A 22,866-nucleotide genomic window follows, 5' to 3' on the forward strand; every position below is an offset into this window, starting at 1 on the left:
CGGGCAGGTGCCGCTACTCCCCGGCGAGGATGCGTTCGATGACGACCGCGACGCCGTCCTCGTTGTTGGCGACCGTACGGCCGGAGGCGGCGGCCACGACCGCCGGGTGGGCGTTGCCCATGGCGTACGAACGCCCCGCCCAGGCCAGCATCTCGATGTCGTTCGGCATGTCGCCGAAGGCCACGACCTCCTCCGGCGCGATGCCGCGCTCGGCGCAGCAGCGGGCCAGGGTGCTCGCCTTGGAGACCCCCGCACCACTGATCTCCAGGAGGGCGGTCGGGCTGGAGCGGGTGACCGAGCCGAGGTCGCCGACGGTGGCCCTGGCCAGGTCGAGGAAGTCGTCCGGGGTGAGCGTCGGGTGGTTCGCCAGCAGCTTGATCACGGGGTCGCCGCTGCCGGGGACCTCCTCCCGCAGCAGCTCCTCGGCGGTGCCGATGCCCGCGGCCGGGTCGAACTGGAACGGCGGGTAGTCGGGCTCGTAGTGGATGCCGGTGGTCAGTTCCACCGCGAAGGACGTGCCGGGTGCGGCGGCGCGCAGCGCGGCCACCGCGGCGAGGGCGTCGTCGCGCTCCAGCGGGTATACCCCGATCAGCTCGCCGCCCGCGTGCAGGTCGACGACGGCCGCCCCGTTCGCGCAGATGGCCAGGCCGTGCCCGTGCACGTGTGCGCTGACCACGTCCATCCAGCGGGCCGGGCGGCCGGTCACGAAAAAGACCTCGATGCCGGCCGCCTCGGCGGCGGCCAGGGCGGCCACGGTGCGCTCCGAGACGGACTTGTCGTCGCGGAGCAGGGTGCCGTCCAGGTCCGTGGCGATCAGACGGGGTGCGGTGCGGGCTCCGGAAACCGCGCCGGACGCCGCCGGTGCGGTGCCGGGAGCTGCGGCCGGGCGGGAGAGAGGGTCGGTAGCTGAGGTCATCGCCTCATCCTCCCGTATGCGCTGCACGGATGTGCGAAAGGGTGCGCATCTGTGGAGGGGAGTGTTCCGAGCGGCGGGAGACCCGCGGCGTACCCGGGCGACCGGAAATTCCCGCGGGATTGTCAGTGCCCCCACCTACGATGTGAATCAATTCCGGGTCCTGCCCCGCGTGTTGCGGCCGGCGGTACGGGCCGGACGGCCGTCGCGATTCGTCAGGGGGGACCCAGCGATTCGTCCGAGCCCACGCAGCCACCCACATCCGCGAGGTGATTCCTGGTGAACCCGAATTCGCATCCCCGTACGCCGACGGAGCCGACGGAGGCCGAAGGTCCGGGCGCGGCCGGGGCCGGAGGCTCCGACCGCACGGTCAACACCTTCCAGGTCGATCTCCGCGGCCTCGTCGACCTGCTCTCCCACCACCTGTACTCCAGCCCCCGCGTCTACGTCCGCGAGCTCCTGCAGAACGCGGTGGACGCCTCCACCGCACGCCGCGGCCACGACCCCGAGGCCCCCGTCCGCATCCGGCTGGGCGTCACCGCCGAAGGCGCCGTGACGATGGAGGACGGCGGCATCGGGCTGACCTCCGACGAGGTGCACACCCTCCTCGCCACGATCGGCCGCAGCTCCAAGCGCGACGGTCTGGAGGGGGCCCGCCGCGAGTTCCTCGGACAGTTCGGCATCGGTCTGCTCGCCTGCTTCGTGGTGGCCCGGCAGATCCGCGTCGTCTCCCGTTCGGCGCGTACGCCCGACGCGCCGCCCGTGGAGTGGGTGGCCACCGACGACGGTTCGTACACCGTGCGCACGCTCCCCCACGACACCCGTGCCGAACCAGGCACCACGGTCCACCTGGAGCCGCGCCCCGGCGCCGAGGAGTGGACGGAGGCCGGCCGCGTCGAGGAGCTGGCGCGGGACTTCGGCTCGTTGCTGCCGTACGACGTCACCTTCAGCGGCCCCGACGGCGTCGGGCGCCCCGTCACGGACCGGCCCGCGGTCTGGGACCGCGAGTTCCCCACGCCGACCGCCCGCCGCGTCGCGCTGGCCGGGCACTGCGCGCAGACCTTCGGCTTCACGCCGCTCGACAGCATCGAGCTCGACCTGCCGGTGGCCGGGGTGCGCGGGGTGGCGTACGTCCTGCCGACCGCCACCAGCCCGGCCCACCACGCCGCCCACCGGGTCTACCTCAAGGGCATGCTGCTCACCGACCGGGCGGACAACCTCCTGCCCGACTGGGCGTTCTTCGTCCGCGCGGTCCTCGACACCGACACCCTGCGCCCCACCGCGTCCCGCGAGAACCTCTACGACGACGAGACTCTCGCCGCCGTGCGGGAAGCGCTGGGAACCCGGGTGCGGGAGTGGCTGGCGGAGCTGGCCGCAGGGGACCCCGACCGGCTCGCCGCCTTCCTCGCCGTGCACCACCTGGGGGTGAAGTCCCTCGCCCGGCACGACGCGGAACTGCTGGAACTGATGCTGCCGTGGCTGCCGTTCGAGACCAGCGACGGCAGGCTCACGCTGGACGAGTTCGTCCGCAGCCACCCCGAGGTCCATCTCACCCGCACCGTCGAGGAGTTCCGCCAGGTCGCCCCGATCGCCGCCGCGCACGGACTGGGCGTGGTCAACGGCGGCTACACGTACGACGCCGAACTGGTCGAGATGCTGCCCCGGATCAGGGAAGGGGTGCGGGTCAGCGAGCTCGACGCGGGCGCGGTCACCGCACACCTCGACCCGGTCGCCCCTCAGCAGGAGCTGGCGCTCGCCTCCTTCCTGGCCACCGCCAGGACCCGGCTCGACCCGCTCGGCTGCGACGTCGTGCTGCGCGGCTTCCAGCCGGTGACGCTGCCCGCGCTGTTCCTCGACGACCGGCAGGCCCGGCACGAGCGGGACCGGGCGGACGCCGAGGCCGGCGCGGACGACCTGTGGACCGGCATCCTCGGTGCGCTGCGCGGCTCGGTGCCGCGCGCCCGGCTCGTCCTCAACCACAACAACCCGCTGGTCAGGAAGGTCGCGGCGATACCCGACGCGGAACTCGCGGGCACGGCGGTCGAGTCGCTGTACGGACAGGCCCTGCTGATGTCGCAGCGCCCGCTGCGCCCCGTGGACACCTCGCTCCTCAACCGGGCCTTCCTCGGACTGCTGGAGTGGGCGACCCACCCGGTCGGCGCCGCGCAGCAGAAGAACACCAAGGAGGACGGCAAGTGAGCACCCCCGCGACCTCTCCCGAGGAGATCCGGCAGGCGATCTGGGAGAACCGCGAGTCCCCCAACGGGCCCTCCCGCAACGCCCGCGCCGAGGAACTCCTCGCCGCTGCCGAGCAGTCCGGCGACGCCGAGCTGGTCCGGCTGGGGCTGTTCAATCTCATCGACGCGTACGAGTTCAGCACCGAGCGCGGCAAGCTGATCGTGCCGTTCGCCCGGCTGCTCCAGGAGTGGGACCGCGACCCCTCCGGCTTCGACCGGTGGGACGTGCAGAGCCTGCACTGGCGGTTCAAGTGGGTCAGCAGCGGCATGCTCGACCTGCCCGACATACCCCTGACGTCGATCCGGCAGTGGCTCCAGGAGATGGGACGCCGGTACGCCGTCGCCGGGTACAGCGTGCGGGCCGTCCGCCAGTCCGAGTACTACCTGGCGTACGAGATCGGCGACGACGAGGCCGCGGACCGTGCGCTCGCCGCGTGGACGTCGGCCGACCGCGACCAGATGAGCGACTGCCACGCCTGCGAGCTGAACGAGCAGGGCGGCTACTGGGCCCGCCGCGAACAGGACGAGAAGGCCCTCACCACCTGGGCGCCCGTTCTGGAGGGCGAGCACGTCTGCGCCGAGGAACCGCACCGGGTACTCGCGGAGGCGCTGGTTCCGCTGGTTCGGCTCGGGCGCCTCGACGAGGCCCGGACGTACCACCTGCGCGGCTACCGGATGGCGAAGGGGAACGAGAGCCTGCTGCGCAGCATCGGCCACCACATCGAGTTCTGCGCCCTGACCGGCAACGAGGCGCGCGGTCTGGAGATCCTGGCCGAGCACGCCGGACATCTGGGACCGCTCAACGACGCGGACGCCCAACTCGGATTCGGCGGCGGGACCCTGCTGCTGCTGGGCAGGCTGCTGGAGCTGGGGCACGGCGCCCTGCCCGCCGCCCCGTACCAGGGCTCCCCGCGCACCGTCGCCGAGCTGCACGGCATTCTCCTCGCCGAGGCGACCGCGCTCACCGCGCGCTTCGACGTGCGCAACGGCACCGGGGCCAGCTCGGCGAGACTGGCCGCGCGGCTCGGCCAGCGACCGCTGGTGGAGGCGTTGCCGCTGGGAGTGCGGGCGGGCGCCCTGGTGGCCCGTCCGGTGACCCCGGCCGCCGGCTCCTCGCAGGCCGCGGGCACCGTCGTACCGGAGCCCGGTGTGCAGGAGCTGGCGGTGCGGGCGCGCGAGCTGCGGTCGGCCGGGCATCCGTCGGCCGACGCGCTGTGGGACCGGATCGAGGTGCTGGCCGAGGAGAGCGGTACCGCGACGGGTCCGCTGCTGCACGCCGAACTGCTGGAGCACCGGGCGATCAGGAAGGGCAGGGCGGGCGGGGAGCCGGTCGCGGACGGCACGGTGCGCGAGCTCTTCTGGGGCGTCGTGGGGGCCTTCGGTACGGCGGGCGACCCCGGCAGGGCCGCGCTCAACGGGACCAGGGTCGCCGTCGCCGCCGCGCAGGAGGGCGCGCCGGACGAGGAGATACGGTCCGCGCTCGACACTGCCGCCGCGCTGATCGGGGCGATACCTGACGACGACCCGCTGAAGGCCCGGCGGCTGGCGACGCTGGAACTGACCCGGATCAAGCTGGAGGCGTTCACCGCACAGCGGGCGTACGCGCACGGGCGCGCGGAACAGACCGCGGAACAGTCCGCGGAGCACGGCTCCGGGCACGAGCACGGCCCGGGGCACGACGTGGCGGCGGAGGCGCGCTTCCTGGCGGCGATGGGGGACTTCGTCGGGCGGTACGGGGCGGGGGCGGGTGATCCGCGGGAGACCGTCGGGGAGCACGAGGGCGCCGGTGCGCGGGAGGGCGCCGATGCTCAGTGGCCCGCTGATCCGCACCAGCTCGCCGACCTGGTCGCGGAGGCCGAGGAGGCGCTCGCGCAGGAGGCGGTGCAGGCGCAGGACTGGGAGCGCGCGGACTCCCTGCTGGCCGCCGCGGCCCGGCGCAACCAGGACGCGGGCCGCCCGTGGCACGCGGTGGAGACCCTGACCCGGCTGGCCAGGCTGCGCATGATGCTCGGCCGGCTCCCGGAGGCGGAGGAGACCGCCCGCGCGGCGGTCGAATGCGCCGCGGAGGTCACCGACGCCGACGAGCTGGGCGGTGCCCGGCTGGCACTGGCCGAGGCGCTGTACCGGCAGGACGGCAAGGAGCCCGAGGCGGCGACGTACGCGCTGGAGGCGGCGCACTGGTTCGACGCGGCGGGCGAGAGCGCGGGCGCGGGCGCGTACGCGCGGCTGATCCTGGCCCAGGCGTACGGCGAGTGCGACCGGGCCGCGGAGGCCGCCGAGATCCTGGAGTCGGCGCTGCCGGATCTGCTGGAGCACGGCGAGGAGCAGGCCGTACGTGCCCGTGATGTCCTCGCGCACCTGCTGCGGCAGCTCGGCGAGGGCAAGGCGGCGGCCGAGCAGTACCTGCTCGCCGCCGACACCGCCAAGGACTGGGACAACGCGCCGGCGAAGGCCCGGCTGGCGATGCTTGCCGGGGAGTGCCTGGCGGAGCAGGAGGGGCTGGGCGAGCAGGCCGAGCAGGCGTACGTGCGGGCCGCGCAGCTGTGGCAGGAGGCCGGTGACACCTTCGGGCACGTGCGGGCGCTGCGGGCATGGGCATGGCTGGCCGCCGAGGAGGAGTACGACGACGAGGGCGAGGAGACAGGCCAGGACCTCGACAAGGCCAGGGAACTGATGGGGCAGGCCCTGGCGGCACTCGACGGCGACGGCCCCGAGTACCGGCTGGAGCGGGCCCGCACCTGGTCGCAGTTGGGGCAGTTGCTCTATGGCGACGAAGCGGACGGGCACGCGCAGGAGGTCGTCGACCTGAACAGGCGGGCCGCGGACGCGCTGCGCGAGTTCGGTCCCGCCGAGCTGGCGGAGCGGGCTTCCTGTGTGCTGCGGGTGGCCTGGCAGGAGAAGGAGCTGGACCGTGCCGACGAGGGGCGGGCGGCGCTCGCCGACTTCGTGGGCGAGCTGAAGGCGCTGGCGACGGAGTCGGAGGCGGCGGCCGAACTGCTGGCCCAGATGGAACAGCGGCTGGAGCACTTCGACTGACGAAGGCACGGGGGCCGGGCGCCGGGGGACGGCGGCCGGGGTGACGGTGCCGGTGGGGGCGTCCTGAGAGACGCCCCCACCAGCAGCGCGGCAGTACCTCCCCAGCGCTGCCGCAGTACCTCACGGGCCGGGTGTGGCAGCACCCCACCGACACTGCCGCAGTGCCGGTGACGGCGCCCCGCACCCCCTCCGCGTCACTTCACCTTCGTGTCACTTCAGCTGCGCGAGCCCCTCCCCCGCGATCTGCTCGAAGAGCTTCTCGTCCGCCGCGAACTGGGTGTCCGCGATCGGCCAGTGCAGTACGAGTTCGTCGATGCCCAGCTCCGCGTGGCGCCCCGCGAAGTCCACGAACGCGTCGAGGGACTCCAGCGGACGGTCCGGAGTGAAGCCGGTCAGCAGGGTCTTGCCCAGCTCACGGGGGTCGCGGCCGATCGCCTCGCAGGCCGCACCCAGCTTGCTGATCTGCCCGCGGATCGCTTCCAGGGACTGGTCGGGGGTGCCGTCGGCGAACAGTTTGGGATCGCCGGTGGTGACCCACGCCTGCCCGTGCGCGGCGGCCAGCTTCAGCCCGCGAGGCCCGGTGGCAGCCACCGCGAACGGCAGTCGGGGCCGCTGAACGCACCCGGGAATGTTCCGTACGTCGCCCGCCGACCAGAACTGCCCGTCGTACGACACGGCGTCCTCGCTCAGCAGCCGGTCCAGCAGGGGTACGAACTCGGCGAACCGGTCCGCCCGCTCGCGCGGGGTCCACGGCTGCGCGCCCTCCGGCAGCAGCGCCGTCGCGTCGAATCCACCGGCGCTGCCCGCGCCGATGCCCAGCGTGACGCGTCCGCCGCTGATGTCGTCGAGCGAGATCAGCTCCTTGGCGAGGGTCACCGGGTGGCGGAAGTTGGGCGAGGTGACCAGCGTGCCGAGCCGCAGCTGCTCGGTGGCGGACGCGGCGGCCGTCAGGGTCGGCAGCGCCCCGAACCACGGGCCCTCGCGGAACGGCACCCGCCACGACAGGTGGTCGTAGGTGTACGCGGTGTGGAAGCCCAGCTCCTCTGCGCGCTGCCACACCTCCTTGCCGCCCTCGTGCCAGCGGCGGATCGGCAGAATCACAGTGCTCAGACGCATGGGGCCGACTCTACGGGGCCTCGTGGCCCGGCCTGCTCACGCGCCCGGGGAGCTGTCCTGGAAGCGCAGGAACCCCACCGGTACGTGCGCGGTGAGCCACACCCCGTTGGCGCTGACCCGGAAGACATGACCGGCGCGGTGCATCGCGCCGGCGTCCACGGCCAGTACGACCGGGCGGCCCCGGCGGGCGCCCACCCGGGTGGCGGTCTCCCGGTCGGGCGAGAGGTGGACATCGTGCCGGTTCATCGGGCGCAGCCCCTCGGCGCGGATCGCCGCGACGGCGCGGGGGTGGGTGCCGTGGAAGAGGTAGGCGGGCGGTTCGGCAGGGGGCAGGTCCAGGTCGACCTCGACCGAGTGGCCCTGACTGGCGCGGATCAGGGCGCCGCGCACGGGGTCGTCGTCCCGTACGGCGAACCGCTTCTTGTCGTTGGTGGCCACGACGTGGTCCAGTTCCGCGCGGGTGATGCGGAAGCCGTGCTCCCCGGCGGCCCGGAGCAGGGCGTCGATCTCCACCCAGCCGTTGTCGTCGAGGGTGAGACCGAGGCGTTCGGGCTGGTGCCGCAGATGTTTCGAGAGGTACTTCGACACCTTGACGACGCGGTGTTCATTCATCCCGACAGATTCGCCGCAATCGGTCGTCGGCCGCATCCGAATTACCGCTCCGGGCCGCACAGTTCGGCTTCATCCACAGCCAATAACCCTTTTCCACAGGAGATATGTGGGAACTGTGGATAACGTGCGTCCCTTTTAGGGTAGTTCGTCAATTTCCTCACGATTGAGTTGTGTTGGAACAAGGGAGTCCAAGGTGCGTGCCTGGACTTCCCGTTCGGCCGCCGCGGCCACGAAAGCCGCGACGTTCTTCTCCCCAACCAACGCTTGGACAGCGGCGATCGTTCCGACCGGAAGTGCGATCGACTCCGTCGTGGAAGTCGTCGCGGCTGCGGGTGCCGGGGGAGCCGCGTGGTCGGTGGGAGACGCGGTCGTCGGTGTCGCGCTATTCGCAGGAGCTCCTGAATTCGCAGAAGTTGGCGTCCTGAGCTGCTCCGCGGAGCCCTGCGCGGGTGCGGCGCCGAGATGCTGCTGCAGGTGCCGTGTGGCGAACAGGCGCATGGCACGGGCCAGTTCGGCATCCACGCTCTGCTGCGCCAGCGGACGCAGACGGCGTACCAGAGCAGCCGCCTCCACCGCGTCCGCGTCGGTCGGAGGACTGTGTTCCAGATAGCGGGCGAAGACGTGCTCGGTGGTGAACTCCAGGAAACGCGCCGCGATGTGCTCCACCTGGCCGCGCAGTTCCCACAGATGACCCGAGATCGCCTTCAGCGGCACCCCCGCCGCGTACAGCTCGGCGGCCACCGCGAGTTCCTGCGGCGAAGGCACCAGGAACTCGTCCTCCCGACCCGGAATCCTCTCCAGGACGCCCAGTTCCACGGCCTCCGCCACCGCCGCTTCGTCGGGCCGGCCGCCGAACCGCGCATCCAGCTCACGGCGCGAGATCCGGCCCGCCTCCTCGTCGGTCCACGGGCCGCCCACCTCCGCGACCAGGCCGAGCACCCCGCCGAGTCCCCGGCCCGCGTCCCAGGCCTCCAGCAGCTCCTTGATGCTGGCCAGGGTGTAGCCGCGTTCCAGCAGGTCGGCGATCTGCCGCAGCCGGGCCAGGTGCGGGTCCGCGTACACATTGGCCCGGCCGCGCCTCTCCGGCTTCGGGAGCAGCCCACGGTCCTGGTAGGCGCGGATCGTACGGACCGTGGCACCGCTGAGGTGTGCCAGGTCCTCGATCCGGTACTCGGCGTCCGCCGGTCGACCGGACATGCTCAACTCCCCTCCCCGCCACGGATGCTGTCGCGCGGTTCCGCCACGCTCGCACGCGGCTTCCCCGGGCCTTCCAGCGGCTCAGGGCCGCAGCGCCGAGCGGCCCACCGCTCCCGCCGCGGCGCGTGCCGCGGGCGAGGTCGCCAGGTACTCGACGGCCCTGCGCAGCGAGCCCTCCTGCGAGGGATGGTACGACCGCCGGAAGTAGCGGGGTATCGCCGCTCCCAGCTCGCGCCAGTCGGGCAGCAGCCCCTTCGCGACCGCCCTGTTGTGCTCGCGCAGCGAGTAGCGCAGCCGTCCCGCGAGCTGCGGGTCGTGCCGTATCAGGTACGAGGCGCCCCAGGCCCACAGCCACAGCATCACCGGCGCGACCACGACCATGCCCTCGATCCGGCGCGCGTACCGGGGCAGGCCCGCGCCGCCGCAGTGCTGGTACATGTCGAAGGCCACCGCCCGGTGCTCGACCTCCTCCGCGCCGTGCCAGCGCAGCAGGTCGAGCATCACGGCATCCGGATCCGCCCGGTCCAGCCCGTCCGCGCGCAGCACCCAGTCGCCGAGCACCGCCGTGAACTGCTCGATCGCCGCCACCACGGAGAGCCGGAAGCGCAGCCACTCCCGTGCGGGCACCGGCGCCCCGAACGGCGGCCGCTCACCGAGGAGTTTCTCGAAGAGGAAGTCGACGTGCCGGGTGTACGCGGCGGTGTCCAGATCCTGCCCGGCGAGGTGGTCCAGCACATAGCTGTGCTGCACGCTGTGCGTGGCCTCCTGCCCCATGAACCCCTTCACCTGCTGGAGGAGTTCGGGGTCCCGGACCAGCGGCAGCGCCTCCTTGAAGACCCGTACGAACCAGCGCTCACCGGCAGGCAGCAGCAGGTGCAGCACATTGATCACATGGGTGGCGGTCGGTTCCCCGGGTATCCAGTGCAGCGGCGTCTCGCGCCAGTCGAAGGAGACCCTGCGGGGTGCGATGACGTATGCCCGCTCGCTGGCGCTGCCGGTGTCGGCGCCCGGCCCGTCCTCGGTGCTGCTCACAGCGGCGGCTCCAATCGGGCGAGCGCGCGCAGCGCCTTCGGGGTGAAGCGGGACATCAGGTGGGCGCCGCGCGCCTCCGGTGTCACCGGGACCACCGCCTGGTTCTTCACCACCGCGCGCAGCACGGCATCGGCGACCTTCTCCGGCGGGTAGTTGCGCAGCCCGTACAGCCGCGAGGACCGCTTCTGCCTGCGCTTCTCCTCCTCCTCGGACACCCCGGTGAAGCGGGAGGTGGCCGTGATGTTGGTGTTGACCAGGCCGGGGCAGATGGCGCTGACGCCGATGCCCTGCCCCGCCAGCTCGGCGCGCAGGCACTCGCTGAGCATCAGCACCGCCGCCTTCGAGGTGCTGTACGCAGGCAGTGCCTTCGACGGCTGGAACGCCGCGGCCGAGGCCGTGTTGACGATGTGGCCGCCCTGGCCGCGCTCGGCCATCTGTCGGCCGAAGGTGCGGCAGCCGTGGATGACGCCCCACAGATTGACGTCGAGGACCTTCTTCCAGTCCTCCGGCGAGGTGTTCATGAAGGAACCGGCCATGCCGATACCCGCGTTGTTGACCAGGACGTCGACGATGCCGTAGTCGGCGGCGACCTTCTCCGCCAGCTTCTCCATCGCCTGTGCGTCGCTGACGTCGACGACCTCCGGCCAGGCGTCCGGTGCCCCGATCAGCCGGGAGAGTTCGGCGGTCCTGGACGCGCCCTCCGCGTCCCGGTCCACGGCCACGATCCGGGCTCCCGCCTCGGCGAACGCGAAGGCGGTCGCCCGCCCGATCCCGCTGCCCGCCCCGGTCACGAGCACCAGCTGCCCACCGAACCGGTCGGCGTACCTGCCCGACGCCACCGCGGCACGCGGCGCCACCCCGGCGGCGCTGTCCTCGTTCGCCGTGACGAACTCGGTGATCCACGAGGCCAGCTGGTCGGGCCGGGTGCGCGGCACCCAGTGCTTGGCGGGCAGGGAGCGGCGCACCAGCTGCGGAGCCCACTGTTCCAGCTCGTCGTAGAGCCGCTCCGACAGGAAGGCGTCGCCGGTCGGCGTGATCAGCTGCACGGGCACATGGGCGTACGCGTCCGCGCGCGGCCTGCGTAGCCGGGCCCGCACGTTGTCCCGGTAGAGCCAGGCGCCGTGGGCCGCGTCCTGCGGCAGCGACGATGTCGGGTAGCCGCCGGCCGGGACCTTCTCCACCCGCTGGAGGATCTTCGGCCAGCGCTTGCCGAGCGGCCCGCGCCAGGCCAGCTCCGGCAGCACCGGTGTGTGCAGCATGTACACGTACCAGGACTTGGCGCCCTGGTTGAGGAGCTGGGCCGTGCGCCGCGGGGTCGGCCGGGACATCCGCTTCTTGATCCAGTGCCCGAAGTGGTCCAGGGAGGGGCCCGACATGGAGGTGAAGGACGCGATCCGGCCCTCCGTCCGGCGGACCGTCGCGAACTCCCAGCCCTGCACCGAACCCCAGTCGTGCCCCACCAGGTGCACCGGACGGTCCGGGCTGACCGCGTCCGCCACCGCCAGGAAGTCGTCGGTCAGCTTCTCCAGGGTGAAACCGCCGCGCAGCGGCCGGGGAGCCGTCGACCTGCCGTGCCCGCGCACGTCGTACAGCACCACGTGGAAGCGCTCCGCCAGCCGGGTCGCGACCTCGGACCACACCTCCTTGCTGTCCGGGTAGCCGTGCACCAGCAGCACGGTCGGCTGTGCCGCGTCGCCCAGTTCGGCGACGCACAGCTCGATCCCGCCGGTCCGCACCCGGCGCTCCCGCGCTCCCTCAAGTCCCGCGTTTCCCACGCTCATGCCGCCTTCTCCTCGGCCCAGCGCCGCACGTGCGGCAGGTCGTCGTCCAGCCAGAACGCGCTCTGCTCGGGGTCCCGGGAGTCGGTGACCACCAGGATCTCCTCGAACTTCGCGCCCGTACCCCGGAAACCGAGATGCGGTTCCACCGCCCACAGGCCGGGCTGCGGCGGGTGGTCGGAGAACTTGTACGGGCTCCACAGCGGCGACCAGCCGTCCCGGTGCCCGTGCAGCGCGTCCGAGGCGAGCCCCTTCAGGGACTGCGTCCCGAACCCGAACACCTGAGGCGACCAGGCCCGCTCCTTCACCCGGTCGATCTTGTGGGCGATGACGCCGAAGGGGTACGCGCGATGCCGGTTGGCGTACCCCTGGCGCACCATCAGCCGCTCGACGCTCTCGTATATCTCCCGCAGCGGCCGCCGCTCGCGCACCTCGGCGAGGATCAGCGCACGGTGCGCCTCCAGGTCGGCCAGCAGCTTGTCGTGCACCGGGTTGAGCCCCAGGCACCCCGAGTACCCGATGTCGGCCGTGAAGCCCCGGTACACCGGTGCCATGTCGAGGACGAAGGGCATCCCCGCCTCCAGCCGCCGGTTGGTCGGGAAGAACTGGAGCGGTATCCGGAAACCGGTGAAGGCCGTCCGGTCGCCGAACCACGCGAACGGCAGGTGGAACCAGTCGCGCACGCCGCGCTCCCGCAGCCACGCCCGCTGCATCCGGGCCGCCTCACGCTCGGTCACACCCGGCTTGAGCTGCGCGGCAACGGCCTCGGCGCACTCGTACGCCAGCCGCTGCACTTCTCTGAACCCCCGCAGTTCCGCGGTGAGTTCGCCCATCACTGCTGAGGTCATGCCACCCGTCCGTCCCGTGTAGCGGTACGCGTCCGTAACTTGACACTGATGAATGTGACAATGCCCGGCGGCTGCGTCAAGGGGTGTGGACAAGACCCTGTGGACAACCCCGCGCAATCCACCCCCGGGTGGGCCGGGCGCTGTCCCGTCCACCCCCGGTACGGGTCTCCCCTACGGGCCCGTACGACCAGAGGTGGAGGAAGGAACCACCACCTGGGTTGACGTCGATTGTGGTCTTCGCCACTACCTTCGAAGAGTGACTGTGATCGCGACTGAAAGCCTCAGCAAACGGTTCCCCCGGGTGACCGCGCTCGACCGGCTCTCCCTGGACATCGGGCCCGGGGTGACCGGCCTGGTGGGCGCCAACGGAGCCGGCAAGTCCACCCTGATCAAGATCCTGCTGGGCCTGTCCCCCGCCACCGAGGGCCGGGCCGCCGTGCTCGGCCTCGACGTCGCCACGAGCGGCGCCGAGATCCGCGAGCGCGTGGGGTACATGCCTGAGCACGACTGTCTGCCACCGGACGTCTCGGCCACCGAGTTCGTCGTCCACATGGCGCGGATGTCCGGGCTGCCCGCCACCGCCGCGCGCGAGCGGACCGCCGACACCCTGCGCCACGTCGGCCTCTACGAGGAGCGCTACCGCCCCATCGGCGGCTACTCGACCGGTATGAAGCAGCGGGTGAAGCTCGCCCAGGCGCTGGTCCACGACCCGCAGCTGGTTCTCCTCGACGAGCCGACCAACGGCCTCGACCCGGTCGGCCGGGACGAGATGCTCGGCCTGATCCGCCGGGTCCACACCGACTTCGGGATTTCGGTCCTGGTCACCTCGCACCTCCTGGGCGAGCTGGAGCGCACCTGCGACCACGTCGTCGTCATCGACGGCGGAGCGCTGCTGCGGTCCAGTTCGACCAGTGACTTCACCCAGACCACCACGACCCTCGCGGTCGAGGTCACCGACTCCGACGCCCACCCCGACGGCACGCGCGCGTTGCGCGAGGCGCTCACCGCGGCCGGCGCGAAGCTGCACGAGGCCGAGGAGCAGGGCCTGCCCGGCGCCGGCCACATCCTCCTCGTCGAGGGCGAGGGCGAGGCGACGTACGACCTGGTGCGCGACACCGTCGCCGACCTCGGCATCGGACTGGTCCGGATGGAACAGCGGCGCCACCACATCGCCGAGGTCTTCCGCACCGGCGGTCAGCAGCAACAGCAGCCCCAGGAATCAGAGTTCGTCCCGCAGAAGGGAGGCGGCCACGATGGCAACTGAGCTGACCCCGCCGGGCGCCGACCCGACGCGCATCCACAACATCGGCTACCGCAAGTACGAGGGCCAGCGGCTCGGCCGCTCCTACGCGCGCCGGTCGCTCTACTCGCAGTCCCTGCGCGGGGCCTTCGGCCTCGGCCGCAGCGCCAAGTCCAAGGTGCTGCCCATGATCCTCTTCGCGGTGATGTGCCTGCCCGCCGGCATCATCGTCGCGGTCGCCGTCGCGACGAAGATGAAGGACCTCCCCCTCGAATACACCCGGTACGCCATCGTCACGCAGGCGATCATCGGGCTCTTCCTCGCCGCGCAGGCACCCCAGTCCGTCTCCCGCGACCTGCGGTTCAAGACGGTCCCGCTGTACTTCTCCCGCCCCATCGAGCGCGCCGACTACGTGCTCGCGAAGTACGCGGCGATGGCCTCGGCGCTGTTCTTCCTGACCGCGGTCCCGGTGGTGATCCTCTACATCGGATCGCTGCTCGCGGAGCTCGACTTCGGTACGCAGACCAAGGGATTCGCCCAGGGGATGGTTTCCGTGGCACTGCTGTCCGTACTGTTCGCCGGCCTCGGCCTGGTCATGGCCGCGCTGACCCCGCGCCGCGGCTTCGGCGTGGCCGCCGTGATCGCACTGCTGACCATTTCCTACGGCGCGGTCTCCACCGTCCAGGCCATCGCCTTCGACCAGGGCGCCGAGGGCGCGATCTCCTGGCTCGGCCTCTTCTCGCCCATCACTCTCATCGACGGCGTCCAGACCGCCTTCCTCGGCGCCGCCTCCGCCTTCCCCGGCGGGCAGGGCCCGGGGACCGGGGCGGGCGTGGTCTATCTGCTGGTCGTCCTCGCGCTCATCGCCGGTTCGTACGCCGTCCTGATGCGCCGCTACCGGAAGGTCGGGCTGTGACCACGATCGACATCACCAAGGCTTCCCGCTGGTTCGGGAACGTGGTCGCGGTCAACGACGTGACCATGTCCATCGGCCCCGGCGTGACCGGCCTCCTGGGACCCAACGGCGCCGGAAAGTCCACCCTCATCAACATGATGGGCGGCTTCCTCGCCCCCTCCAACGGCACCGTCACCCTCGACGGCCGCCCGATCTGGCGCAACGAGGGCATCTACAAGGAGATCGGCGTCGTCCCCGAGCGGGAATCGATGTACGACTTCCTCACCGGCCGCGAGTTCGTCGTCGCCAACGCCGAACTGCACGGCCTCGACGACGCCGCCGCGCAGAAGGCGCTGGCCACGGTCGAGATGGAGTACGCCCAGGACCGCAAGATCGCCACGTACAGCAAGGGCATGCGCCAGCGCGTGAAGATGGCGTCCGCCCTGGTCCACAACCCGTCGGTGCTGTTGCTCGACGAGCCGTTCAACGGCATGGATCCCCGCCAGCGCATGCAGCTGATGGAGCTGCTGCGGCGGATGGGAGCCGAGGGCCGCACGGTGCTGTTCTCCTCGCACATCCTGGAGGAGGTCGAGCAGCTCGCCTCCCACATCGAGGTGATCGTCGCGGGACGGCACGCCGCCTCCGGCGACTTCCGTAAGATCCGCCGGCTGATGACGGACCGCCCGCACCGCTACCTCGTACGTTCCAGTGACGACCGGGCGCTGGCCGCCGCACTGATCGCGGACGCGTCCACGGCCGGCATCGAACTGGACTACACGGAGCGGGCGCTGCGCATCCAGGCCGTCGACTTCGGCCGCTTCACCGAGCTGCTCCCGAAGGTCGCCCGCGAGCACGGCATCCGCCTGCTCACGGTGCAGCCCTCCGACGAGTCCCTCGAATCGGTCTTCTCCTACCTCGTCACGGCCTGAAAGGAGCTTGCTGCGATGTACGAACCCACAGTCGCCCGGCTCACCTACCGGGCCCTCCTCGGCCGCCGCCGGGCAGCCATTCTCTTCGTCCTGCCCGCCCTGCTCATCGTCATCTCCGTCGCGGTGCGGCTGCTCGCCGGAGAGGACGACAGCGTCGCCAACGGCGTGCTCGGCGGCTTCGCGCTCGCCACGATGGTGCCGCTGATCGGTGTCATCGCGGGCACGGGGGCGATCGGCCCGGAGATCGACGACGGCTCGATCGTCTACCTGCTGGCCAAGCCGGTGAAGCGGCCCACCATCATCTTCACCAAGCTGATCGTCGCCATCGCCGTGACCATGGCGTTCTCCGCGATTCCCACCTTCATCGCGGGCTTCGTCCTGAACGGCAACGGCGGCCAGATCGCCATCGCCTACACGGTCGCCGCCCTGGTCGCCTCGATCGCGTACAGCGCGCTCTTCCTCCTCCTCGGCACGGTCTCCCGGCACGCGGTCGTCTTCGGCCTGGTGTACGCGCTGGTGTGGGAGACCCTGTTCGGCAGCCTGGTGCCGGGGGCGCGGACGCTGAGCGTCCAGCAGTGGGCCCTGGCGGTGGCCGAGAAGGTCGGTGCGCCCGGGGCCATCAACTCCCAGGTCGGACTCCCCATGGCGGTGATCCTGCTGGTCGCGGTCACCGGCCTGGCCACCTGGTACGCGGGCCAGAAACTGCGGTCGCTCACTCTTGCGGGTGAGGAATAGCCGTTCGCGGCAATTTCGGGAACGAGGGGCGCCCCCGGTTCGTATTTCCCATACGAACCGGGGGCGCCCCTGGTTCCGTGCACAGGCCCTGAGTCCTCGGACCTTGACACCTGGACAGAGACAGCACTTCCGAGAGGCGGCCCCTGCGGCGGGCCGAACCCCGGGGCGGGTCAGACCTTGCGGTCCCGGGCCGCGAACAGCCCCACCGCCAGCGCCGTCGCGCACACGCACAGCATCAGGGCGATGGGCACCGTCCAGCTGCCGGTCACCTGGTACACCGCACCGGCCGCCAACGGGCCCACCGCGGCCAGCAGATAGCCGATCGTCTGTGCCATTCCGGAGAGCCGGGCCGCCGTCACCGCATCGCCGGACCGCAGCACGATCAGCGTCAGCGCCAGGCCCACGGCACCGCCCTGGCCGATGCCGAGGATCCCCGACCACAGCCAGGCCCCGGACACCGGGGCGACCATCAGGCCGACATAGCCGGCCGCGACCAGAGAGGTGACCAGCACGACCAGCGGACGCTGACTGCGCATCCGCCCCGCCAGCAGCGGTACCGCGAAGGCCCCCGCGACCTGGATCAGGTTGTTGAAGGCGAAGACCACACCGGCAGTGGAGCGGCTCATCCCGTGATCGGTGAAGATCGTCGGCATCCACGCGATCAGGACGTACGACCACAGCGACTGCAGGCCCATGAAGAGCGTGACCTGCCAGGCCAGCCGCGACTTCCAGACGCTCCTGGGGGCGGCGCCGTCGGCCGTGGCGGGGGCGGCCCGGTGCTCGTGTCCGGTATGGCCGCGGGCGATCAGCACCTGGGGCAGCCAGGCCACCGCCGCCACGGCGGCCAGCAGCGACCAGAACGCCAGGGAGGCCTCCCAGCTCCCGCCGAACGCCTTCTCCAGGGGCACGGAGGTGGCGGCCACGATGGTGGCACCGGTGATCATCGAACCGGTGTAGACCGAGGTCATCGACGCGGCCCTGTCCGGGAAGTCCCGCTTGATCAGCCCCGGCATCAGCACATTGAGGAGGGATATCGCGACACCGATCAGCACACCGCCGCCGAACAGCGCGGGGGTGGCCGGCAGGACCCGCACCAGAATGCCCACGCCGAGCAGCAGCAGGGCGGCGAACAGTACCCGCTCGGTGCCGAAGCGCCTGCCCAGCCACGGGGCGGCCAGCGCGCCGACCCCGAGGAAGAGCACCGGCACGGACGTCACGAGGCTGGTGGCCGTCGAGGACAGGCCGAAGCTCTCGCTGATCTCACCGACCAGCGGGGACACGCTCGCCAGTGCGGCCCGCATGTTGAGGGAGGCCAGCACGATGCCGACGAGCAGCAGCACCGGATGCGCCAGCAACGCCCGCCGCGCGGCGACCCCTTGGGGTGAGGGCCGGACGTCGGCCTCGGCGTCCAGGAGGAGTTGATCGGCATCCGGGCGTGACAAAACGAGCACCTTTCGAGAATGGGGTGAAGCGGACAGCGGGAAGGAGGGAGGGGGAGGGGGCGCGGCGGTCAGCGGCCCAGGAGCGTGCGGATCACGTCGATCGGCACCTGGAGGAGCGCCCTCGCGGCCGCTTCCGCCGCAGCGGGGTCGCCGCTCTCGACCGCGTCGACCAGGGCGGTGTGCGCGGCCAGGTCGATGGGCGGCATCTCGTGGTCGCCGAGCGAGGTGACCAGGGACTCGTGCACCTGGGCAGAGAAGAACCGGTAGACCTCGGTGTACGCCGAGTTGTGGGTGGCCGCGACGATGCCGCGGTGGAAGGCGACATCGGCGTCGGCGGCCCGGTCGCCGTGCTCGTGCAGTGCGGCCAGCGCCGCGCGGAGCGCACGCAGGTCGTCCTCGTCCCGGCGTACGGCGGCCAGCCGGGCGGCCTCCGCCTCCAGGGCCACCCGCAGTTCGAGGATCTCCAGGGCACCGGCGTGCTGCATGCCGCGCAGTACGGCGGCGGGGTCGGCGGTCGAGCGGACGAAGGTGCCGTTGCCCTGCCGCGACTCCAGCAGCCCGGCGTGCACCAGCACCCGGACCGCCTCGCGGACCGTGTTCCGGCCGACGCCGAGCTGTTCGGCCAGGTCGTGCTCGGTCGGGATGCGGTCGCCGACGGACCACTCCCCGGCGGTCAACTGGTCGCGGAGCTGTTCCACGACGGTGTCCACCAGGGATTTCCGTCCCGCTGCCCGGAGTGCCATGGAGAGGTCCGCTTCCGTGAGGAGTCTGGGCCGGGGCGACGTCATTCGCCCGGTTGCCCAGTCATCCTACAACTGAATCGGGGATAGGTGTACACGGCCGCTAATTGTTCACGCCACGAGAAGAGGGTGAGGCGGCACCCTCCGGTGCTGCCCCACCCCCTGCCGTCCCCGGTTCCGGGATCAGCGCTTGAGCAGGTTCTCCAGGACCACGGCGATGCCGTCCTCCTCGTTGGAGGCGGTGACCTCGTCGGCGACCGCCTTCAGGGAGTCGTGCGCGTTCGCCATCGCCACGCCGTGCCCGGCCCAGCCGAACATCGGGATGTCGTTCGGCATGTCACCGAAGGCGATCGTCTCCGCGGCCTTGATCTTCAGCCGGCGTGCCGCCAGCGACAGGCCGGTGGCCTTGCTGAGGCCCAGCGGAAGGATCTCCACCACGCCCTCGCCCGCCATGACCACGTCCACCAGGTTCCCGACCGTCTGCCGTGCGACCGTCGCGAGGTCGTCGTCGGACAGCCCCGGGTGCTGGATGTACAGCTTGGTCAGCGGCGCGGCCCACACGTCCGCCGGGTCGGTGAACGGCACGTACGGCAGCGGCCCCTCCTGCACCCGGTAGCCGGGACCGATCAGCACCGAACCGTCTATGCCGTCCCGGCTGGCGGCCAGCGCCAGCGGGCCGATCTCCGCCTCGACCTTGGACAGCGCGAGCCCGGCCAGCTGGCGGTCCAGGGTGAGCGAGGTCAGCAGCCGGCGCTCGCCCGCGTGGTAGACCTGTGCGCCCTGCCCGCACACCGCCAGGCCCTCGTACCCGAGGTCCTCGAAGATGTGCCGCGTCCAGGCCACGGACCGGCCGGTCACCACGATGTGCGCGGCGCCCGCCGCGGTGGCGGCGGCGAGCGCGTCGCGCGTGCGCTGCGAGACCGTCTCGTCGCCACGCAGCAGCGTGCCGTCCAGATCGGTCGCGATCAGCCGGTACGGGAACGGTTCGGCCGCATCCGTGCTCTCGGAGACGTTTGGTGCGATCGTGCTCACTTGGCGATCGGCTCCAGGAGTTCACGGCCGCCGAGGTACGGACGCAGCATCTCGGGGACGCGCACCGAACCGTCCGGCAGCTGGTGGTTCTCCAGGATGGCCACGATGGTGCGCGGCACCGCGCACAGCGTGCCGTTCAGCGTCGCGAGGGGCTGGACCTTCTTGCCGTCGCGCATCCGGATCGAGAGCCGCCGGGCCTGGAAGCCGTCGCAGTTCGACGCCGACGTCAGCTCGCGGTACTTGCCCTGCGTCGGGATCCACGCCTCGCAGTCGAACTTCCGCGAAGCAGAGGCGCCGAGGTCGCCGGTCGCCACGTCGATCACGTGGAACGGCAGCTCGAGGCCGGTCAGCCACTGCTTCTCCCACTCCAGCAGACGCTGGTGCTCGGCCTCGGCGTCCTCCGGGTGCACGTAGGAGAACATCTCGACCTTGTCGAACTGGTGCACCCGGAAAATGCCCCGGGTGTCCTTGCCGTACGTGCCGGCCTCGCGGCGGAAGCACGGCGAGAAGCCCGCGTAGCGCAGCGGGAGCTTGTCCGCCTCGATGATCTCGTCCATGTGGTACGCGGCGAGCGGGACCTCGGAGGTGCCGACCAGGTAGTAGTCGTCCTTCTCCAGGTGGTAGACGTTCTCCGCGGCCTGGCCGAGGAAGCCGGTGCCCTCCATGGCGCGCGGGCGGACCAGCGCGGGGGTGAGCATCGGGACGAAGCCGGCCTCGGTGGCCTGCGCGATCGCCGCGTTGACCAGGGCGAGCTCCAGCAGGGCGCCGACACCGGTCAGGTAGTAGAAGCGCGAGCCCGACACCTTGGCACCGCGCTCGACGTCGATGGCGCCGAGCGCTTCGCCGAGTTCCAGGTGGTCCTTGGGCTCGAAGCCCTCCGCGGCGAAGTCGCGGACGGTGCCGTGCGTCTCCAGGACGACGAAGTCCTCCTCGCCGCCGACCGGAACATCGGTGTGCACGATGTTGCCGAGCCGCAGCAGCAGACGCTGGGCCTCCTCGGCGGCCTCGTTCTGCTCGGCGTCCGCGGCCTTCACGGCGGCGGAGAGTTCGCCGGTGCGCTTCAGCAGCTCGGCCTTCTCGTCGCCGGAGGCCTTGGGGATGAGCTTGCCGAGCGTCTTCTGCTCGTTGCGGAGCTCGTCGAAGCGGACGGCGGACGACCTGCGCCGCTCGTCGGCGGAGAGCAGGGCGTCGACGAGCGCGACGTCCTCTCCACGGGCGCGCTGGGAGGCGCGAACACGGTCGGGGTCCTCACGGAGCAGGCGAAGGTCAATCACCCCACCAGGCTACCGGTGACTGCTTCCGCCCCTCGACCTCATATTGCGGGACACTCTCGTTTGACCGTATTGCCGGAATTGGGAATGTGTTGTGGAGGCGGTGGACGGGCCGGCCGGGAGCACTTCGGGGCGTCAATGAAATCGGGCGCATTACCCCGGAACGGGGCAGTGTGGCGGAGTCCCTTTGACTCTTCTCCCTTGCGCGGGGCGGGAGTTGGCCAGCCTTGTCCACAGGGTTGCGCGGTTCCGGAAAGTTATCCACAGGGTGTGCGAAAGAGTTGTGGATGCCGGAATGGATCCCTCCGAAAGGTGCATCAGGGGCGAAGGATTTCCTCGCCAAACCACCTCCACGCACTCGTTCGAGTGGGAATTGCCCTCTCGAAAGAGTTGATGAAGGTGACTGGGCTGACACGGCGGGACCTGTCGGCCTGTGGAGGGATGAGTGGCCACTAGGGCGATTTGTCGACCATGTCGCATTACGTTGTCGACTTGTCCCCAAGCATGGGCAGCCCCCTGTGGATAACTCTGTGGATATTCCTGAGGGCCGCTTCCGCATGCGGATCCGGGCAGGCTCGGGCCCGGACCAGGCCCCGGACCAGGCCCCGGTTCGGGCCCCAGTTCGGGCCCTGGTTCGGGTCGCTCAGGCCCGGCCGTCCTGGCATCGCACCAGCCAGTCCGAGGCCTCCACGAACTCCTGGTCCGACGTTCCGTGGCGCAGCTGCGGAACGTCCTCCACCGCCACCCCGGCCCGCGGGTACGACCCCAGGAACCGCACCTTCGGCGCGATCCGCTTCAGGCCCATCAGCGCCTCGCCCACCCGCCGGTCCGCGATGTGGCCCTCCGCGTCCACCGCGAAGCAGTAGTTCCCGATGCCCGCGCCCGTCGGCCGCGACTGGATGAGCATCAGGTTCACCCCGCGCACCGCGAACTCCTGGAGCAGTTCGAGCAGCGCACCCGGGCGGTCGGGACCCAGCCAGATCACCACCGACGTCTTGTCCGCGCCCGTCGGCGCCGCGGGCCGGGCCGGGCGGCCCACCAGGACGAAGCGGGTCTGCGCGTTCACCGCGTCGTGGATGTCGGTGACCAGCGGCTCCAGTCCGTACGTCGCCGCCGCGAACTCGCCCGCGAAGGCGGCGTCGTACCGGCCCTCCTGCACCAGCCGCGCGCCGTCCGCGTTGGAGGCGGACGACTCCCACACCACGTCCGGCAGATTCGCCTTGATCCAGTTGCGGACCTGCGGCTGGGCGGCCGGGTGGGCGGTGACCGTCTTGATGTCGGTGAGCTTCGTGCCCGGCCGCACCAGCAGCGCGAAGCGGATCGACAGCAGTACCTCGCGGTAGATCATCAGCGGCTCGCCCGAGGTCAGCGCGTCGAGCGTGGCGGTGATGCCGCCCTCGACCGAGTTCTCGATCGGGACGAGGGCTGCCGCGGCCTCCCCGTTGCGTACGGCGTCCAGCGCGGCCGGCACCGACACCATCGGGGCGAGCTCACGGGTGGCTGCTTCGGGGAGAGTGCGGAGGGCGACCTCGGTGAAGGTGCCTTCGGGACCGAGATAGGCGTAGCGCGTGGCTGACATACGGTCACCCTAGTAGCCCGTACGAGCGGCCCGCCCGGTTGTCTCAGGAGTACCACCCGCCTCTTGCTCCCCGGCGGTCTCCTTGGTCCTGGAGCGACCGGGAAGACCCCACGGCTGACGCATCGGCGTCCGCCCTAGCTGTTCTGTCCATGGAGGTTGGTGACGGATTCCATGGCTTGGGGATCTTGAACGAGTGAGGGCCTTCCGGGTTCGGTGTGGATTGCGACATCTACA

General features: G+C 71.3%; 18 protein-coding genes. 6 read left to right on the forward strand and 12 right to left on the reverse strand.

Translation table 11 applies throughout. From position 1 onward, the window contains the following. Window positions 1–13 precede the first annotated feature (13 nt). Complete coding sequence (locus tag ACFYVL_RS41240; protein ID WP_389254628.1) at window positions 14–916, reverse strand: HAD family hydrolase; 903 nt, start codon at window positions 914–916, stop codon at window positions 14–16. A 405-nt stretch (window positions 917–1,321) separates the two neighbouring features. Between ACFYVL_RS41240 and ACFYVL_RS41245 the strand changes: the two genes are divergently transcribed. Both ACFYVL_RS41245 and ACFYVL_RS41250 read left to right on the forward strand, forming a co-directional pair. After that, complete coding sequence (locus tag ACFYVL_RS41245; RefSeq protein WP_389254667.1) at window positions 1,322–3,112, forward strand: HSP90 family protein; 1,791 nt, start codon at window positions 1,322–1,324, stop codon at window positions 3,110–3,112. Next, window positions 3,109–6,186, forward strand: coding sequence for a tetratricopeptide repeat protein (locus tag ACFYVL_RS41250; RefSeq protein WP_389254630.1), 3,078 nt, complete (start codon window positions 3,109–3,111; stop codon window positions 6,184–6,186). The genes ACFYVL_RS41245 and ACFYVL_RS41250 overlap by 4 nt, the downstream gene beginning before the upstream one ends. 210 nt (window positions 6,187–6,396) lie before the next feature. Here ACFYVL_RS41250 and ACFYVL_RS41255 read toward each other — a convergent pair whose 3' ends face one another. The 6 genes from ACFYVL_RS41255 to ACFYVL_RS41280 all read right to left on the reverse strand — a co-directional run bounded on the left by ACFYVL_RS41255 (window position 6,397) and on the right by ACFYVL_RS41280 (window position 12,769). After that, window positions 6,397–7,302, reverse strand: a complete 906-nt coding sequence (locus tag ACFYVL_RS41255) for an LLM class flavin-dependent oxidoreductase (protein ID WP_389254631.1) — start codon at window positions 7,300–7,302, stop codon at window positions 6,397–6,399. A 36-nt stretch (window positions 7,303–7,338) separates the two neighbouring features. Next, window positions 7,339–7,914 (reverse strand): RNA 2'-phosphotransferase, encoded by a 576-nt coding sequence (locus ACFYVL_RS41260; protein WP_389254633.1) that lies wholly within the window; start codon window positions 7,912–7,914, stop codon window positions 7,339–7,341. Between the two features lie 135 nt (window positions 7,915–8,049). After that, window positions 8,050–9,111 carry a MerR family transcriptional regulator gene (locus ACFYVL_RS41265; protein WP_389254635.1) on the reverse strand — a complete coding sequence of 354 codons (1,062 nt, stop codon included), beginning with the start codon at window positions 9,109–9,111 and terminating at the stop codon, window positions 8,050–8,052. 81 nt (window positions 9,112–9,192) lie between these two features. After that, window positions 9,193–10,143, reverse strand: a complete 951-nt coding sequence (locus tag ACFYVL_RS41270; RefSeq protein ID WP_389254637.1) for a metal-dependent hydrolase — start codon at window positions 10,141–10,143, stop codon at window positions 9,193–9,195. Next, entirely contained in the window at window positions 10,140–11,924 is a 1,785-nt protein-coding gene (locus tag ACFYVL_RS41275; RefSeq protein ID WP_389254639.1) for an SDR family oxidoreductase, read from the reverse strand. Before ACFYVL_RS41275 ends, ACFYVL_RS41270 begins: the two co-directional genes overlap by 4 nt. Next, window positions 11,921–12,769, reverse strand: a complete 849-nt coding sequence (locus ACFYVL_RS41280; protein WP_389254641.1) for a M24 family metallopeptidase — start codon at window positions 12,767–12,769, stop codon at window positions 11,921–11,923. The genes ACFYVL_RS41275 and ACFYVL_RS41280 overlap by 4 nt, the downstream gene beginning before the upstream one ends. 256 nt (window positions 12,770–13,025) lie before the next feature. On the opposite strand from ACFYVL_RS41280, the gene ACFYVL_RS41285 reads away from it, so the two are divergent. The 4 genes from ACFYVL_RS41285 to ACFYVL_RS41300 are packed head-to-tail and all read left to right on the forward strand — an operon-like array spanning window position 13,026 to window position 16,568. Then, a complete protein-coding gene (locus ACFYVL_RS41285) occupies window positions 13,026–14,033 on the forward strand; it encodes an ABC transporter ATP-binding protein (protein ID WP_389254643.1) in 1,008 nt (335 codons plus the stop codon). Next, on the forward strand, window positions 14,023–14,925 hold the full coding sequence (locus ACFYVL_RS41290; protein ID WP_389254645.1) for an ABC transporter permease: 903 nt from the start codon (window positions 14,023–14,025) through the stop codon (window positions 14,923–14,925). The genes ACFYVL_RS41285 and ACFYVL_RS41290 overlap by 11 nt, the downstream gene beginning before the upstream one ends. After that, a complete protein-coding gene (locus ACFYVL_RS41295; RefSeq protein WP_389254647.1) occupies window positions 14,922–15,833 on the forward strand; it encodes an ABC transporter ATP-binding protein in 912 nt (303 codons plus the stop codon). The genes ACFYVL_RS41290 and ACFYVL_RS41295 overlap by 4 nt, the downstream gene beginning before the upstream one ends. 15 nt (window positions 15,834–15,848) lie before the next feature. Beyond that, window positions 15,849–16,568, forward strand: a complete 720-nt coding sequence (locus tag ACFYVL_RS41300) for an ABC transporter permease (protein ID WP_389254649.1) — start codon at window positions 15,849–15,851, stop codon at window positions 16,566–16,568. Window positions 16,569–16,738: 170 nt separating this feature from the next. Here the strand turns inward: ACFYVL_RS41300 and ACFYVL_RS41305 are convergent, their stop codons facing one another. From ACFYVL_RS41305 to pheA, 5 genes are all read right to left on the reverse strand, one after another. Next, window positions 16,739–18,010 (reverse strand): CynX/NimT family MFS transporter, encoded by a 1,272-nt coding sequence (locus tag ACFYVL_RS41305; RefSeq protein ID WP_389254651.1) that lies wholly within the window; start codon window positions 18,008–18,010, stop codon window positions 16,739–16,741. Window positions 18,011–18,078: 68 nt separating this feature from the next. Continuing rightward, the gene (locus ACFYVL_RS41310; protein ID WP_389254653.1) at window positions 18,079–18,753 is read right to left on the reverse strand and encodes a FadR/GntR family transcriptional regulator; all 675 of its coding nucleotides are present in this window, start codon (window positions 18,751–18,753) and stop codon (window positions 18,079–18,081) included. A 180-nt stretch (window positions 18,754–18,933) separates the two neighbouring features. Further along, window positions 18,934–19,782, reverse strand: a complete 849-nt coding sequence (locus tag ACFYVL_RS41315) for an HAD family hydrolase (RefSeq protein ID WP_389254655.1) — start codon at window positions 19,780–19,782, stop codon at window positions 18,934–18,936. Then, the gene (gene serS / locus ACFYVL_RS41320; RefSeq protein WP_389254657.1) at window positions 19,779–21,056 is read right to left on the reverse strand and encodes a serine--tRNA ligase; all 1,278 of its coding nucleotides are present in this window, start codon (window positions 21,054–21,056) and stop codon (window positions 19,779–19,781) included. Before serS ends, ACFYVL_RS41315 begins: the two co-directional genes overlap by 4 nt. Before the next feature lie 640 nt (window positions 21,057–21,696). After that, on the reverse strand, window positions 21,697–22,632 hold the full coding sequence (gene pheA / locus ACFYVL_RS41325; protein ID WP_389254659.1) for a prephenate dehydratase: 936 nt from the start codon (window positions 22,630–22,632) through the stop codon (window positions 21,697–21,699). Window positions 22,633–22,866 lie beyond the last annotated feature (234 nt).

Origin of the sequence: Streptomyces sp. NPDC004111 (assembly GCF_042874215.1) — a bacterium.
In the GTDB taxonomy this organism is placed as follows: Bacteria; Actinomycetota; Actinomycetes; order Streptomycetales; family Streptomycetaceae; genus Streptomyces.

Excerpts from the sequence above, each read along its gene's own strand:
- ACFYVL_RS41240 (WP_389254628.1), bottom strand. The coding sequence starts at position 916 with ATGACCTCAGCTACCGACCCTCTCTCCCGCCCGGCCGCAGCTCCCGGC.
- ACFYVL_RS41255 (WP_389254631.1), bottom strand. The coding sequence starts at position 7,302 with ATGCGTCTGAGCACTGTGATTCTGCCGATCCGCCGCTGGCACGAGGGC.
- ACFYVL_RS41260 (WP_389254633.1), bottom strand. The coding sequence starts at position 7,914 with ATGAATGAACACCGCGTCGTCAAGGTGTCGAAGTACCTCTCGAAACAT.
- ACFYVL_RS41265 (WP_389254635.1), bottom strand. The coding sequence starts at position 9,111 with ATGTCCGGTCGACCGGCGGACGCCGAGTACCGGATCGAGGACCTGGCA.
- ACFYVL_RS41275 (WP_389254639.1), bottom strand. The coding sequence starts at position 11,924 with ATGAGCGTGGGAAACGCGGGACTTGAGGGAGCGCGGGAGCGCCGGGTG.
- ACFYVL_RS41280 (WP_389254641.1), bottom strand. The coding sequence starts at position 12,769 with ATGACCTCAGCAGTGATGGGCGAACTCACCGCGGAACTGCGGGGGTTC.
- ACFYVL_RS41290 (WP_389254645.1), top strand. The coding sequence starts at position 14,023 with ATGGCAACTGAGCTGACCCCGCCGGGCGCCGACCCGACGCGCATCCAC.
- ACFYVL_RS41300 (WP_389254649.1), top strand. The coding sequence starts at position 15,849 with ATGTACGAACCCACAGTCGCCCGGCTCACCTACCGGGCCCTCCTCGGC.
- ACFYVL_RS41310 (WP_389254653.1), bottom strand. The coding sequence starts at position 18,753 with ATGGCACTCCGGGCAGCGGGACGGAAATCCCTGGTGGACACCGTCGTG.
- pheA (WP_389254659.1), bottom strand. The coding sequence starts at position 22,632 with ATGTCAGCCACGCGCTACGCCTATCTCGGTCCCGAAGGCACCTTCACC.